Below are 13,849 nucleotides of genomic sequence, written 5' to 3'. Positions count from 1 at the left end.
ATTCCGTTCGACGAAGGGACGAGTTTCATGCAAATGAACAGTGGGTCAGGTGGTACTGGAGTGTTCGGAAGACGATTGATGCTCGGCGGAACCGTCGGAATGGCCCTCGCCGCCGCCGGAATGTCGGCGAGCCGGGCCTGGGGCGACAGCCGCTTCCGCGAGAACCCGTTCGCTCTGGGGGTGGCGTCCGGCGACCCGTGGCCGGACGGCGTCGTGCTGTGGACCCGGCTGGCCCCCCACCCCCTCACCCCCGACAGCAGCGGGGGCATGCCGCCGTACGCCGTCGACGTGCAGTGGGAGGTCGCCCAGGACGACCGCTTCCGCCATGTGGTCCGCCACGGCAGGACCCGGGCGGTGCCCGAACTCGCCCACTCCGTCCATGTGGAGGTCTCCGGACTCCAGCCGGACCGGCACTACTACTACCGCTTCCGGGCGGGCGGCGTGCTCAGCCCCGTCGGCCGCACCCGCACCGCGCCCCCGCCCAACAGCCTGCCCCGGAAGGTCGACTTCGCCTTCGTCTCCTGCCAGGCCTGGTTCGAGGGTTTCTACACCGCCTACCGGCACCTCGCCGAGGAGGACGTCGACCTCATCCTCCACCTCGGCGACTACATCTACGAGAACCCCATCGACGCCATGGGCGGCGTCCGCAAGGTCCCGGTCGACGCGGCACTGCGCCCCGAGCCGATGAACCTCGTCCAGTACCGCAACCGCCACGCCCTGCACCGCTTCGACCCCGACCTGATCGCCGCCCACCAGAACCACCCCTTCGCCCTGGTCTGGGACGACCACGAGGTCGAGGACAACTGGGCGGGCGACAAGTCCAAGGCCGACGACGAACCCGACCAGGACCCGGCCGTCTTCCGCCGCCGCGCCGCGGACGCCTTCCAGGCGTACTACGAACACCTGCCGCTGCGGCTCCCGAACAAGCCGCACGGCTTCCGGGCCCGGATGTACCGACGGCTCCGCTACGGCCGGATGGCCACCTTCCACATCCTCGACACCCGGCTCTTCCGCGACGACCAGCCCTGCGGCGACGGCACCAAGAGCGGCTGCGACGAACGGCTGACCCCCGGCCGCACCATCCTCGGCCCCGAGCAGGAGCAGTGGCTCTACCGAGGCCTCGGCCGCTCCGACACCACGTGGAACATGATCTCGCAGCAGATCCCGGTGACCCAGGTCGACACCGACCCCGGCCCCGGCCAGTCCTTCGTGATGGACTTCTGGGACGGTTACGTGGACGCCCGCCGACGCCTCTTCAAGGAGCTCGTCGACCGCGATGTGAGCAACCCCGTCGTCCTCACCGGCGACATGCACCGCCATCTGGCCGCCAACCTCAAGCAGGACTTCGACGACCCGGGGTCGCGCACGCTCGGTGTCGAATTCGTCGGCTCGTCCATCTCCACCACCAAGGACGGAATGGACCTGGACCCCTCCGGCGTCAAGCTGCTCGCGGCCAACGAGCACATCGAGTTCACCAACTTCCAGCGCGGTTACGTACGCTGCTCACTGACCCGGGAGCGGTGCCGAGCCGACTTCCGGGTCCTCCCGTACGTCACCACCCCCGGCGCCCCGGTCTCGACCCGGACCTCCTACGTGACCGAGTCCGGCCACCCGGGGCTCCAGCAGGCCTGAGGAAGCGCGGCCGCCCCCTGCCGCCGGAGCGACAGGGGGCGGCCGTGTCCGGGCGGGCCCCCACCACTGCCCGGACGCGGGACGCGCCGGTGGTCAGGCCAGCGGCGGGTAGGCGTTGCGCAGCAGCTCCTGGAACTGCGCGGAGAACCAGTGGCCCGCCAGCGGGGCGCCCGGCAGGGCCCCCGACGGGTTGTAGCCGTTGCGCCCGTTCCCGGTGTACGTCGGGTCGCACATCCGGTCGAAGCCCTTGCCCTCGTCGTTGTCGACGGGCTGGCTGTTGCCGTCCGACTCGCCCGGCGGCTTCGCCCAGACGTACGCGTCGATGCCGGGTTCGGGGGCGGCGGTCGGCCGCTCGCCGACGCCGGCGCCGCTCTGGTTGCACCAGTTCCCGGCGTGGATGCGCCGGTCCACCCGGCCGCCGTTGACATAGGTGTCCACACTGGTCTGCGGCCCCGCCGCGGTGGGCCGGGCGGAGCCGCCCCAGCCGTTGCGGGCCGTGTCGATCAGCATCCCGATGCCCGGGGCGAAGCCCTGGTTCACCAGCTCGGAGCGGAATGCCTGGGCGAACGACAGCTCGTCCACGTAGTAGTTCCAGTCCACCCACTTCGACTGGCGCACCGTCGTCCCGTTCACCGAGTCGGTGATCTTGAAATAGGGCTCCTTCAGGGCCGAGTAGTTGGCCGTGTTGACGATGAAGCCGTGCACGTCGGAGACCGATGCCCCCTCCGTGGTCGCGGCCCGCTTGAACTCCTGCGCGGCCGGCGTGAAGTTGGAGTCCCAGCCCAGCCAGCCGTGGTGGGCGGCGTCGACGTAGTTGTAGACGTTGGGGATCGCGCCCAGGGTGTGCAGGGCGTAGCCGACCCCCTTCTCGTAGTTGCCGTTCGCCTTCATGGTCGCGCAGGCCTCGGTGGAGCCGTCCGAGCCGCCGGCGTTGGTCACCAGGTTCGGCAGCGAGTCCGGCTCGATGAGGGCGACGATGCGCAGGCCCGCGTAGGCCGGGTCGGCGAGGATGGCGGCGATGGGGTCGATGTACTCGTTCTTGTACCGGTCGATCTCCGTGGCGCCGAGCTCGCCGTTGGAGGCCAGGGCGGCGCAGTCCCGCCCCGGCAGGTCGTAGATGACCACCTGGAAGAGGTCGGCGCCCTGTGCCAGTGCCGTGTCGAGGTGTGCGCGCAGCCCACGCGCCCCACTGGTCCCGGTGATGGCGGCGATGCGGTCCATCCAGACGAACGAGGGCTCGTCGGCGATGGCGCCGCCGCCCGGTTCGGCGGCGGCCCTGGCCGACCAGTCGGGATTCACGTACGGGGTGGCGCCCACGTAGGGGTTGTCCACCCGGGCCGCGGCCGAGGCCGGTGCGGGGAGGGCGACCGTCAGCGCCGCGCCCAGTGCGAGGGCGCAGAGCGCGGCGGACCTTCGGCGTGCGCGGTGCGAGGTGGTACCTGTCCTTCTCATTGCGGCTCCGTATGTCTCTCGGGTGCCCGCGGGAGGTCGGCCCACGGGCCTCGGGGATGGTGCCGTACCGGGGCGGCGGCTCGGGGAGCGCCGCCCGCACCGGGTCCCGGGGAGGGTGGAACCCGGCGTTCAGGAGTGCTCCCGGGACGGTCGTCCGGCCGTCGCCGTGTGCGAGTCTTGATTGTGGGAGCGCTCCCAAGGTGACGTGGTGTCACGCACCTGTCAAGAGTTGAAGCGCAACGCCTTCCGCGCCGGGGACCGGGCGGGGGCCGGTGCGCGGGGAAGGACCGCAGGTCGCGGCAGGTGGGCGCGGAACCGGAGAAGAACGTTCGGTACCCGGCGTGCGGCAGGGGCCCTCGGGATGCCCGAAGCCCCCTCCATCGACGGATGAAGGGGGCTTTACGAGTGAAGGGGGGCGGCCTCAGGATTCGCGCGTCGCCGCCATCCCCAGGGTGATGAGGCCGAGCACCACCCACCCGAACCAGAGCCAGCCGCTGCTGCCCAGGGCCACCGTGTAGGCGGTGACCACGACCAGGGCCGCCAGGGTGATCGCTCCCATGGCCTTCGTGGATCCGGACATGCCCGCACCCTCCTCGTCGGCCGGGTGGCCGTGGAGGCCATCGTCACCCCTGAGGCGTCCCCGGCGCTACTGCCCGCGCGCCTGCAAAGAGGCGAGATACGCGTTGTACGCCTCCAGCTCCTGGTCGCCGTCCCGGTCGGCCGCCCGGTCGGAGCGCTTCGCCATCCGCTGCTCGGAGTGGTACCACTGGTAGACGAGCGCGATCAGCACCAGCACCGACGGGATCTCGCTGAAGGCCCAGGCGATCCCGCCGGCCCAGCTCTGATCGCTCAGTGCGTCGATGCCCAGCGAGGCGGGCGGGTGCTGGTACGTCCCCACCATCGGGGTCGACGCCATCATCAGCGCGATCCCGAAGAAGGCGTGGAACGGCATCCCGGCGAACAGCTCCAGCATCCGCATCACGTAGCCGGGCCGGTGCGGTCCCGGGTCGATGCCCATGATCGGCCAGAAGAAGACCAGGCCGACCGCGAGGAAGTGCACCATCATCGCGATGTGCCCGGTCGTCGACCCCATCAGGAAGTCGAAGAGCGGGGTGAAGTACAGCGCGTACAGGCTCGCGATGAACATAGGGATCGTGAAGGCCGGATGCGTGATCACCCGCATGTACCGGCTGTGCAGCAGCTTCAGCAGCAGCTCGCGCGGACCGGTCCGGCCGCGGCCCGCGACCGGCAGCGCGCGCAGCGCCAGGGTCACCGGAGCGCCCAGCAGCAGCAGGATCGGCGACAGCATGCTGATCACCATGTGCTGCACCATGTGCACGCTGAACATGACCATGCCGTAGGCGTTGAGCTTGGTGCACATCACCAGGGCGATGCTCAGCACGCCGACGACGAAGAACACCGTCCGGCCGATCGGCCAGCCGTCGCCGCGTGCGCGCAGCCGCAGTACGGCGTACACGTACAGGCCGATGGCGAGGACGCAGCCGATGAGGAAGAAGGGGTCCGCGGAGAACTGGAGCCCTCGTCCCAGCGTGAACGGCGGCAGGTCCATGTTCATGCCGTGCCCGCTGTGATCCATCTGTTCACTCCCGCCGGGGGCTTCCCCGTTTCGTGCCGGTTGTCCCGACCAGAGTAGAACTGCCCCCGGTCGCGTTCGCGGCCGGGGGCAGTCCAGGGAAGCGGGTGTCGCTCAGAGCACGCACTCCGCCTCGGCGTACCGCTCGGCCGGGACGGTCTTCAGCGTCTCCACGGCCCCGCTCAGCGGCGCCATCACGATGTCCGTGCCGCGCAGCGCCGTCATCATCCCGAACTCGCCCCGGTGCGCGGCCTCCACGGCGTGCCAGCCGAAGCGGGTGGCGAGCACCCGGTCGTACGCGGTCGGCGTGCCGCCGCGCTGGACGTGGCCGAGTATCACCGGACGGGCCTCCTTGCCGAGCCGCTGCTCCAGCTCGGAGGAGAGCCGGGTCGCCATGCCGGCGAACCGCTCGTGCCCGTAGATGTCCTTGGTGCCCTGCTCGACCTCCATCGCCGAGCCCGGGCGCGGCTTGGCGCCCTCCGCGACCACCACGATCGCGAACTTCTTACCGGCCGAGAACCGCCTGCCGACCACCTCGGTCAGCTCGTCTATGTCGAAGGGGCGCTCCGGCACGACGATGGCGTGCGCACCGGCCGCCATGCCCGAGTGCAGCGCGATCCAGCCGGTGTGGCGGCCCATGACCTCGACGATCAGCACCCGCTGGTGCGATTCGGCGGTCGTCTTGAGCCGGTCGAGCGCCTCCGTCGCGACCCCGACGGCGGTGTCGAAACCGAAGGTCACATCGGTGGAGGCGATGTCGTTGTCGATGGTCTTCGGGACGCCGACGATGGGCAGGCCCGCTTCGGAGAGCAGACTGGCCGCCTTCAGCGTGCCCTCGCCGCCGATCGGGATGATCGCGTCGAGACCGAGGTCGGTGACATGGCCCCGGGCCTGCTCGACGCCGCCGCGCAGATGGGCGGGCTGGACCCGGGAGGAGCCGAGGATCGTGCCGCCGCGGGCGAGGATGCCGCCCACCGCGTCGAGATCCAGCTTGCGGTAGTCGCACTCCAGCAGCCCCTTCCACCCGTCGTGGAAGCCGATGACCTCGTCGCCGTGGTCGACCACCGCGCGGTGCACGACGGAACGGATGACGGCGTTCAGGCCGGGGCAGTCGCCGCCGGAGGTGAGCACACCAATTCGCATTGCCCGGGAAACCTTTGCAACGTGGGCCGACGACCGGACCCCGTCGTCCGGCTGGTTCCCCGCCACCCTACCGGCGTGGGGTGGCGGGACCGAACCAGGCGTCCACCTGCTGGAATCCGCTCAGAAGAGCGAATTGGGCCTCATCAGGCGGGCTGGGTCGCGGACGCGATGCGCTCGGAGCGCAGCGCCTCGTACCAGCGGTCGTCCGTCGGCGGCAGCGCGTTGACATCGAGGGCCAGCTTCAGCAGCAGGTCCGCGATCTGCGGGTTGCGCGCCATCACGGGGCCGTGCATGTACGTACCGAAGACGGTGTCGTTGTACGCGCCCTCGGTGCCGTCGCCTGTGCCGTTGCCCCGGCCGAGCTTCACCCGGGCGAACGGCCGGGCCGTCGGGCCGAGGTGGGTGACGCCCTGGTGGTTCTCGAAGCCGGTCAGCGGCGGCAGCCCGAGCTGCGGGTCGATGTCGGCCAGTACGTCGCCGACGCACCGGGAGCCCTCGCCGCGGGTGGAGACCACGTCGAGCAGGCCGAGGCCGGGCTCGCGCTCGCCGAGGTCGTTGATGAACTCGTGGCCGAGGATCTGGTAGCCCGCGCAGACCGAGAAGATGATCGCGCCGTTGGACGCGGCCCGGCTGAGCCCGCCGTCCCGCCGCAGCCGCTCCGCGGCCAGCCGCTGCGGCCGGTCCTCGCCACCGCCGATCAGATAGATGTCACCGGACGTCGGAACCGGCTGGTCGCTGCGGACGTCGACGCGCTGCACGTCGAGCCCGCGCTGCCGGGCCCGGCGCTCCACCACCAGGGCGTTGCCCTGGTCGCCGTAGGTGCTGAGCAGGTCGGGGTAGACCCAGACCAGGCGCAGACCGTTGTTGCTCATGCTTCGTCCTCTCCGGAGTTGCCCGGGCCCGGGGTCAGTTGCCGACACGACGGCGCAGATCCTGGAAAGCGGTGTAGTTGGCGATGACCTCGATACGGCCGGGCGGGGCCTGCTGCACGGCCTCGTCCAGGGTCTCGCAGACCCGGAAGTCGAGCCCGGCCACTTCGAGGCGGACCGCCAGGTCCAGCTTGCGGTCGCCGAGCACGAAGATCGGGTGCCCGGCCAGCTGGGTGTAGTCCACGTCCCACAGCCAGGAGGTGTCCGTGCCGTCGGCGCCGCGCGCGTTGACGGAGAGGATCACCGGCGTGGGCGGCGGGTCGATCAGCGAGAACGTCTCCAGCCAGCCCGCCGGGTTCTTCGCCAGCAGCAGCCGCAGCTCACGGCCGAGGAAGGACACCACGTCGTACCGGCCGGCCACCGCCTGCACCTGGTACATGCGCTCCAGCGCGACCTGCGGCGGCACCCCGAAGACGGCGGCCACGGCGGCGGAGCTGGTGGCGTTGGCCTTGTTGGCGCGGCCGGGGAGCTGGAGGTGGATCGGCCAGGCCGAACCGTGCGGGTCCAGGACGTAGTCGCCGTGCAGCACCCAGCTCGGGGCGGGGCGGCGGAATCCGCACTCGCCGCAGAACCAGTCGTCGCCCGGGCGCTGCATCACACCGCCGCAGGAGGGGCAGGACCAGGCGTCGTCCTTCCACGCCTGGCCGGCCGCCACCCACACCACGTTGGGGGAGGAGGAGGCGGCCCAGACGATCAGCGGGTCGTCGGCGTTGGCCACGATCACGGCCTTCGAGCCGGACAGCCCCTCGCGCCACTTCTCCGCCAGCATCCGGGTCTCCGCCGCGCGGTCCAGCTGGTCGCGGGAGAGGTTGAGCAGCGCGATCACCTTGGGCGTGGTGTCGCGGGCGACCCCGGCGAGGTACTTCTCGTCGACCTCGATCACGCCGTACTGCGCGTCCGAGCCGCCCGCCAGCGCCGAGGTGATGCCCGCGGGCATGTTCGCCCCGAGAGCGTTCGACACGACCGGGCCGGCGGCCCGCAGGGCTTCGGCGATCAGCCGGGTCGTCGTCGTCTTGCCGTTCGTCGCCGACACGAGGATCACGTCCAGGTGCTGCGCCAGCCGCCCCAGCAGGTCGGGGTCGAGCTTGAGCGCCACCCGGCCGCCGATCACCGATCCGCTGCCGCGCCCCGCGGCGCGTGAGACCGCCGCCGCGGCTTTGCCCGCCGTCACGGCCAGCTTGGCCCGTGGCGACAGCGGCTCCGTGTTGCCTGCCATCGTCCTAGATCCTCCTTGCATCGGTCCGCCGCCCAGCCTATCGATGTCCGGAGCGAAGGCCGCACCCTGGCACCGCCGCGAGGGCCGGGGACCTGCGGAACGTACGATTGCGGGCATGCGAAACCGCCCGATCCCCGGCAGTTCCGGACTGATTCGTGCCATGAGTCTGCTCGGCGATCCGGTGCTCCACCAGGCCTGTGAACCCGTCACGGAGTTCGGCCCCCCGCTCGCCCGGCTCGTCGAGGACATGTACGCCACCATGTACGCGGCCGAGGGCGTGGGCCTCGCGGCCAACCAGATCGGTGTCCCGCTGCGGGTGTTCGTCTACGACTGTCCGGACGACGACGAGGTGCGCCATCTCGGCCACCTGGTCAACCCGAGGCTCGTCGAGGCCGACGGCATCGCCGTGCGCGGCCCGGAGGGCTGCCTCTCGCTGCCGGGCATCGAGGCGGGCACCGAGCGCTTCGACCGGGCCGTCGTCGAGGGCGTCACGGTGACCGGTGAGCCGGTCCGGGTCACCGGCACCGGTTTCTTCGCGCGCTGCCTCCAGCACGAGTGCGACCACCTCGAAGGCACCGTCTACACCGACCGGTTGACCGGACTGCGCCGTCGCAGGGCGCTGCGCGCCGCCGGCCGGGCGCCCTGGGCGCGCGAGGGCTGACGGCCTCCGGCGCACCGCGGTCTCAGAAGCCGGGGCCGCCCGGCCGGTCGGCAGCCGCGGCCACCCCGCCCCACAGCAGGTCGGCCAGACTGCGGACCAACTGCTCGCGGGAGCACGGCCGTTCCCCCAGCCACCAGTCGCCCGCGGCGTGCATCATGCCGACGATGCCATGGCCCCAGATGCGTGCCATGGCCGCGCTGTCCGGCCCCAGGTCCACCCGCTCGGCGATCACCTGGGCGAGCTCCTCGCCGAGCCGGCGCAGCAGCGGGGCCGAGTGCCGCCCGACGTCGAAACCGTGCTCCGCCGAGGGGGCCGCGTCGTCGGACGGGTGCATCAGGAAGCGGTAGACCTGCGGGCGGGCCTCGATGGCCGCGAGGTAGGTGTCGAGCGTCGACTCGACGCGCCGACGGCGGTCGGAGGGGGCGTCGAGCGCGGCGCGCAGGGCGATCAGCAGGGCGTCGGTGTGGCGCTTGGCGAGGGCGCGGTAGAGCCCGCCCTTGTCCCCGAAGTGACGGTAGAGGATGGGCTTGGTGATGCCCGCCTCCGCCGCGATGGCGTTCATCGAGGCCCCGGGGCCGTCCCTGAGCACCACGCGGTCGGCGGCTTCGAGCAACTCGCGGCGGCGGTTCTCGGCCGCCGTCCGCTGGCGCTCCGCCTGTCGTGTGCTCTCCATGTCGTCTCTCCCCGCCCCTGGCCGTGCGCCTGCGTCCTGCCTGCGCAACGTAACACTCCGCCCAGCTCGGCGCGGATCCGGACCAGGGCGGTTGACAGAGGCTACTTGTCGGTAACAGACTGCGGTTACCGCAAGTAACGAGTGGTTTTTCACCGCAGTACGTGGAGGGGAAGATGGCGGAGTTCACGCTCGAACTCAACGACGACCAGAAGCAGGTCCGTGACTGGCTTCACGGCTTCGCCGCGGACGTGATCCGTCCGGCGGCCTCGGAGTGGGACGAGCGCGAGGAAACGCCCTGGCCGGTCATCCAGGAGGCCGCCAAGGTCGGCATCTACTCCCTCGACTTCTACGCCCAGCAGTTCTTCGACCCGACGGGACTCGGCATCCCGATGGCGATGGAGGAGCTCTTCTGGGGGGACGCGGGCATCGCCCTCTCCATCGTCGGTACCGGCCTGGCGGCCGTCGGCGTCCTCGCCAACGGCACCGAGGAGCAGATCGGCACCTGGATACCGCAGATGTACGGCGACGCCGAGGACGTGAAGGTCGCCGCCTTCTGCTCCTCCGAGCCGGACGCGGGCTCCGACGTCGCCTCGATGCGCACCCGCGCGGTCTACGACGAGGCCAAGGACGAATGGGTGCTGAACGGCACCAAGACCTGGGCGACCAACGGCGGCATCGCCAACGTCCACGTGGTCGTCGCCGTGGTCGACCCGGAGCTGGGTTCCAAGGGCCACGCCTCCTTCATCGTGCCGCCGGACACCCCCGGCCTGTCCCAGGGCCAGAAGTTCAAGAAGCACGGCATCCGCGCCTCGCACACCGCCGAGGTCGTCCTGGAGGACGTACGGGTGCCCGGCCACTGCCTGCTCGGCGGCAAGGGGAAGCTCGACGAGCGCCTGGCACGGGCCCGCGAGCGCGCCAGGGCCGGTGGCGGCGAGCGGGTGAAGAACGCCGCGATGGCCACCTTCGAGGCGTCCCGCCCGGCGGTCGGCGCGATGGCGGTCGGCACCGCCCGCGCCGCGTACGAGGTGGCGCTGGACTACGCGAAGACCCGCACCCAGTTCGGCCGCCCGATCATCGACAACCAGGGCGTCGCCTTCCAGCTCGCCGACATGCGCACGCAGATCGACGCGGCCCGGCTGCTGGTCTGGCGCGCCTCCTGGATGGCGACCACCGGCAAGCCGTTCACCTCGGCCGAGGGCTCCATGTCCAAGCTGTACGCGAGCGAGACGGCCAAGAAGGTCACCGCCCAGGCCATCCAGATCCTCGGCGGCAACGGCTTCACCCGCGAGTACCCGGTGGAGCGGATGCACCGGGACGCGGCGATCTACACGATCTTCGAGGGCACCAGCGAGATCCAGCGCCTGGTCATCGCCCGCACCCTCTCGGGCATGCCGATCCGCTGACGGCACGCCACCCCGCGCGAACCGACCCGGCCGCCGGGCGGGACCGGACTTCCGCACCCGCCCGGCGGCCGGGCGCGCGACGGGTCAGGAGGGCAGCTGCGCCTCGATGGCCGCGACGAGTTCCGGAGCCTCCGGGTCCGTACCCGGGCGCAGCCGTGCGACCGGCAGCCCGGCCGGGGAGATGAGGAACTTCTCGAAGTTCCACTGGACGTCGCCGGCCTCGCCGTCCGCGTCGGCCAGCTGCGTCAGCTCCGCGTAGAGCGGGTGCCGGTCCTCCCCGTTCACCTCGGTCTTCTCCAGCAGCGGGAAGGTGACGCCGTACGTCGTCGAGCAGAAGGTGCCGATCTCCTCCGCCGTCCCCGGCTCCTGGCCCGCGAACTGGTTGCAGGGCACGCCGAGCACGGTGAATCCGCGCCCGCCGTAGGTCTTCTGGAGCCTTTCCAGGCCCGCGTACTGCGGAGTGAGCCCGCACTGGGACGCGACGTTCACCAGGAGGACCGCCTTGTCGCGGTAGTCGGCCAGGGAAGTGGGCTCGCCGGTGAGGGTGCGCAGGGGAATGTCGTGCAGCGTCATGTGGGTCTCCTCATAGGTATGGCTACCGGGATCATTGTCCCGTCCCGGACGACCCGTCGGAAGCCGGTCACCCGGCCGCCGGGGTGCCGGTACGCCTCCTGCCTGCGCGTTCCCGGCCCGGGGGCGCCCCCGGCGGGCGATCGGGCAGGTGCAACGAACTACCGTTCCACGTACTGGAGTTCGGGGCCTCAGAGGGAAACCGGATCGATCTCCTTGTAGTAGAGCGTCGTCGGGCGCAGCGCCCCGGCCGGGTCCGCCGCGTAGTTCGGGATCGAGCCGGACTCCGTCCAGCCCGCGGCGCGGTAGAGCCGCTCGGCCGGGCTTCCGCTCTCGGTGTCCAGGACCAGCAGGGAGATGCCCGCGTCGGCGGCCGACCGCTCCACGGTGTCCAGCAGCGTGCGGCCCAGCCCCCGGCCGCGGGCCGAGCCGCGCACCATCAGCTTGGCGACCTCCGCGCGGTGGCGGGCGTTGGGCAGGGTGGCCCGCGCCAGGCTGATGGTCCCGGCGATCCGTTCGCCGTCCCGGGCGATCCAGATCCGCAGCGGTCCGCCCTCGACGCTCCCGGCCCGCTCCCGCCACCAGGCGGCGGCCGCCGTCCGGTCCAGCGGTGCGAGGAAGCCCACCGACGCCCCGTCCGCCACGGCGTCCATCAGGAGCGCGGCCAACTCGTCGGCGTAGGTGATCAGTTCGGGGCCGCTCACCGGAGCGATCTCGGTCATGCGCGGAGTCCTTTCGCGGTGGTCGCGTTCGTCGTCGGGAACCATCATCGCCGCGCCCCGGCCCTCACGCGGCACCACCCGGCATGGGCGGGGGAGCGAGGAGCACGGCGGTGTCGCCCGGCCGGGGTTCGGGGACACCGGTCCGGGTGACCGGGTCGAGGCCGCCGTCCGCGCGGACCACGAACAGCACCTCGTGGCCGGCCGGGACGGTCCCGTCGGCCCGCCGCGCCAGCACCCGGGCCCCGGCCTCGTACCGGCGGGCCAGCTCCGGTCCGGTCAGCCCGGGACGGAACAGCGGCTCGCCCCCGGTGTACGGCGCCACCACGCCCTGGTCGCCCGCGGCGGGGGCGAGCCGGTGCACCCGGCCCTCGACGCTCTCCCGGAGCGTCATCGCGGCGAGCGCGTTGAAGTCGTCCTCCCCGGTGAGCAGCAGCACCCCCGTGATCCCCTCCAGCTCCGCCCCCGCGCCGGAGGCCGCCGCGAGCAGCTCGCCCGGGGCCAGCCGCAGCCCGGCCGCCTCGATCCGCGCCCGCTGCCGCCCGGCACCCGCCCACATCAGCACGTCCAGCCCCGCCGAGCGCAGCGCCAGCCCCAGATCGACCGCCCACGGCTCACCGCCGACCAGCAGCGGCCGGGAGCGCGAGGGGCGCAGCACCCCCAGCCACCGGGCGACCGGAAACGCCGTCAGCCCGTACAGCGTGACGGTCGCGACGATCACCACGAACGTCGCGGGCAGGATCCGTTCGGCACCGCCGACGCCCCGCGCCACCAGGGTCTGCGAGAACGTGGCGGCGGTCGCGGCGGCGACGATGCCGCGCGGGGCCATCCACCCGATGAACCACCGCTCCCCGCCCCGCACCCCGGTGCCGGCCGTCGACAGCAGCGCCACCAGCGGACGCACGACCAGCACCAGGAAGGCGGCCAGCGCGAGCGAGGGCAGCACCACATGGCGCAGCGAGGCAGGGGTGACCGTGGCCGAGATAGAGATGAACAGCAGGCCGATGATCAGCGAGACCAGGGTGTCGAGGAACGGCCGCCGGGCCGGGAGGTCCAGCCCCGGCAGATTGGCCATGGCCACGCCCATCACGATCGCGGAGATGAGCCCGGTGTCCTCCCGGACCGCGTCGCACACGGCCGCGACCCCGACCACCGCGGCGATCTGCGCCGACGCCGCCAGCTCCTCGGTGAGCCGGACACGGCGCAGCAGCAGCCACAGCAGACCGGCCCCGACCACCCCGCCCAGCACCCCGACCGCCGCACTGGCCGAGAACTGCTCCACCTGGCCCCCGAAACCCCCGACCTCGTCGGCGGCCACCGCGTGGAAGACCAGCGCCCCCAGGATGCCGCCGACCGGATCGATCAGCGCACCCTCCCAGAGGAGCACCCGCCGCACCCGCTCACGGGGCCGTACGAAATTGAGCAGCGGCCCGACGACCGTCGGCCCGGACACCACCAGGATCGCCCCCAGCATCACCGCCGCGCCCTTGGACATGCCCAGCACCGGTGCCGCGAACAGCGCGGCGGAGACCCAGGTGACCAGCGTCCCCAGCCAGAGCAGCCGCACCACCACACGCCGGGTGTCACCCCGCAGCCGGGCCGGCTCCAGGCCGAGCCCCGCCTCGTAGAGGATCACCGCCACCGCGAGCGAGACCAGCGGGGAGAAGGCCCCGCCGAGCAGCTTGTCCGGATGGACGGTGTCCGTCAGCGCACCGGCGGCGAACCCCACCGGCAGCAGGACCAGCAGCGGTGGCACCCGCAGCAGGCCGGCCAGCACCTGCGAGCCGACCGCGAGTACCACGATCAGACCCGCCCCCACCATGACCTGATCGGCCGTCATGCCCGTCCCTCCTCAGC

13 protein-coding genes are annotated in these 13,849 nt (G+C 71.9%); 3 read left to right on the top strand and 10 right to left on the bottom strand.

Features of this window, described 5'->3' with window-relative positions:
* The first annotated feature begins 33 nt into the window (after nt 1-33).
* Nucleotides 34-1,632: an alkaline phosphatase D family protein gene (locus tag ACIQGQ_RS26725; protein ID WP_402399886.1), complete on the top strand. Its 1,599-nt coding sequence runs from the start codon at nt 34-36 to the stop codon at nt 1,630-1,632.
* Nucleotides 1,633-1,725: 93 nt separating this feature from the next.
* Here the strand turns inward: ACIQGQ_RS26725 and ACIQGQ_RS26720 are convergent, their stop codons facing one another.
* The 6 genes from ACIQGQ_RS26720 to ACIQGQ_RS26695 all read right to left on the bottom strand — a co-directional run bounded on the left by ACIQGQ_RS26720 (nt 1,726) and on the right by ACIQGQ_RS26695 (nt 7,966).
* Nucleotides 1,726-3,084 (bottom strand): glycoside hydrolase family 6 protein, encoded by a 1,359-nt coding sequence (locus ACIQGQ_RS26720; RefSeq protein WP_402399883.1) that lies wholly within the window; start codon nt 3,082-3,084, stop codon nt 1,726-1,728.
* 421 nt (nt 3,085-3,505) lie between these two features.
* Nucleotides 3,506-3,664 carry a hypothetical protein gene (locus ACIQGQ_RS26715; protein WP_352274364.1) on the bottom strand — a complete coding sequence of 53 codons (159 nt, stop codon included), beginning with the start codon at nt 3,662-3,664 and terminating at the stop codon, nt 3,506-3,508.
* Nucleotides 3,665-3,730: 66 nt separating this feature from the next.
* Nucleotides 3,731-4,681: a cytochrome c oxidase assembly protein gene (locus ACIQGQ_RS26710; RefSeq protein ID WP_402399881.1), complete on the bottom strand. Its 951-nt coding sequence runs from the start codon at nt 4,679-4,681 to the stop codon at nt 3,731-3,733.
* Between the two features lie 111 nt (nt 4,682-4,792).
* Entirely contained in the window at nt 4,793-5,821 is a 1,029-nt protein-coding gene (locus ACIQGQ_RS26705; protein WP_366295583.1) for a 6-phosphofructokinase, read from the bottom strand.
* Nucleotides 5,822-5,964: 143 nt separating this feature from the next.
* The gene (locus ACIQGQ_RS26700) at nt 5,965-6,693 is read right to left on the bottom strand and encodes a glutamine amidotransferase (protein ID WP_366295585.1); all 729 of its coding nucleotides are present in this window, start codon (nt 6,691-6,693) and stop codon (nt 5,965-5,967) included.
* 34 nt (nt 6,694-6,727) lie between these two features.
* Nucleotides 6,728-7,966: a MurT ligase domain-containing protein gene (locus ACIQGQ_RS26695; protein WP_352274368.1), complete on the bottom strand. Its 1,239-nt coding sequence runs from the start codon at nt 7,964-7,966 to the stop codon at nt 6,728-6,730.
* Between the two features lie 115 nt (nt 7,967-8,081).
* Here ACIQGQ_RS26695 and def point away from each other — a divergent pair, with 115 nt between their 5' ends.
* A complete protein-coding gene (gene def / locus ACIQGQ_RS26690) occupies nt 8,082-8,627 on the top strand; it encodes a peptide deformylase (RefSeq protein ID WP_402399878.1) in 546 nt (181 codons plus the stop codon).
* A gap of 22 nt (nt 8,628-8,649) precedes the next feature.
* On the opposite strand, the gene ACIQGQ_RS26685 is transcribed toward def, so the two are convergent.
* Nucleotides 8,650-9,300: a TetR family transcriptional regulator gene (locus tag ACIQGQ_RS26685; protein ID WP_366295590.1), complete on the bottom strand. Its 651-nt coding sequence runs from the start codon at nt 9,298-9,300 to the stop codon at nt 8,650-8,652.
* Nucleotides 9,301-9,473: 173 nt separating this feature from the next.
* Between ACIQGQ_RS26685 and ACIQGQ_RS26680 the strand changes: the two genes are divergently transcribed.
* The gene (locus tag ACIQGQ_RS26680; RefSeq protein WP_402399876.1) at nt 9,474-10,703 is read left to right on the top strand and encodes an acyl-CoA dehydrogenase family protein; all 1,230 of its coding nucleotides are present in this window, start codon (nt 9,474-9,476) and stop codon (nt 10,701-10,703) included.
* An 84-nt stretch (nt 10,704-10,787) separates the two neighbouring features.
* Here the strand turns inward: ACIQGQ_RS26680 and ACIQGQ_RS26675 are convergent, their stop codons facing one another.
* From ACIQGQ_RS26675 to ACIQGQ_RS26665, 3 genes are all read right to left on the bottom strand, one after another.
* Nucleotides 10,788-11,276: a glutathione peroxidase gene (locus ACIQGQ_RS26675; RefSeq protein ID WP_402399873.1), complete on the bottom strand. Its 489-nt coding sequence runs from the start codon at nt 11,274-11,276 to the stop codon at nt 10,788-10,790.
* A gap of 188 nt (nt 11,277-11,464) precedes the next feature.
* Nucleotides 11,465-11,995 carry a GNAT family N-acetyltransferase gene (locus ACIQGQ_RS26670; RefSeq protein ID WP_402399870.1) on the bottom strand — a complete coding sequence of 177 codons (531 nt, stop codon included), beginning with the start codon at nt 11,993-11,995 and terminating at the stop codon, nt 11,465-11,467.
* A 64-nt stretch (nt 11,996-12,059) separates the two neighbouring features.
* Entirely contained in the window at nt 12,060-13,832 is a 1,773-nt protein-coding gene (locus tag ACIQGQ_RS26665) for a cation:proton antiporter (RefSeq protein ID WP_402399867.1), read from the bottom strand.
* Nucleotides 13,833-13,849 lie beyond the last annotated feature (17 nt).

The sequence above is a fragment of the Streptomyces sp. NPDC092952 genome, from assembly GCF_044754785.1.
Lineage (GTDB): Bacteria > Actinomycetota > Actinomycetes > Streptomycetales > Streptomycetaceae > Streptomyces.
The sequence above is the reverse complement of the archived record's forward strand: the minus strand, read 5'-3'. Positions and strand labels throughout refer to the sequence as shown.

Coding starts and splice junctions, on each gene's coding strand:
- ACIQGQ_RS26725 (WP_402399886.1), top strand. CDS start 34: ATGAACAGTGGGTCAGGTGGTACTGGAGTGTTCGGAAGACGATTGATG.
- ACIQGQ_RS26720 (WP_402399883.1), bottom strand. CDS start 3,084: ATGAGAAGGACAGGTACCACCTCGCACCGCGCACGCCGAAGGTCCGCC.
- ACIQGQ_RS26715 (WP_352274364.1), bottom strand. CDS start 3,664: ATGTCCGGATCCACGAAGGCCATGGGAGCGATCACCCTGGCGGCCCTG.
- ACIQGQ_RS26710 (WP_402399881.1), bottom strand. CDS start 4,681: ATGGATCACAGCGGGCACGGCATGAACATGGACCTGCCGCCGTTCACG.
- ACIQGQ_RS26705 (WP_366295583.1), bottom strand. CDS start 5,821: ATGCGAATTGGTGTGCTCACCTCCGGCGGCGACTGCCCCGGCCTGAAC.
- ACIQGQ_RS26700 (WP_366295585.1), bottom strand. CDS start 6,693: ATGAGCAACAACGGTCTGCGCCTGGTCTGGGTCTACCCCGACCTGCTC.
- ACIQGQ_RS26695 (WP_352274368.1), bottom strand. CDS start 7,966: ATGGCAGGCAACACGGAGCCGCTGTCGCCACGGGCCAAGCTGGCCGTG.
- def (WP_402399878.1), top strand. CDS start 8,082: ATGCGAAACCGCCCGATCCCCGGCAGTTCCGGACTGATTCGTGCCATG.
- ACIQGQ_RS26685 (WP_366295590.1), bottom strand. CDS start 9,300: ATGGAGAGCACACGACAGGCGGAGCGCCAGCGGACGGCGGCCGAGAAC.
- ACIQGQ_RS26680 (WP_402399876.1), top strand. CDS start 9,474: ATGGCGGAGTTCACGCTCGAACTCAACGACGACCAGAAGCAGGTCCGT.
- ACIQGQ_RS26675 (WP_402399873.1), bottom strand. CDS start 11,276: ATGACGCTGCACGACATTCCCCTGCGCACCCTCACCGGCGAGCCCACT.
- ACIQGQ_RS26670 (WP_402399870.1), bottom strand. CDS start 11,995: ATGACCGAGATCGCTCCGGTGAGCGGCCCCGAACTGATCACCTACGCC.
- ACIQGQ_RS26665 (WP_402399867.1), bottom strand. CDS start 13,832: ATGACGGCCGATCAGGTCATGGTGGGGGCGGGTCTGATCGTGGTACTC.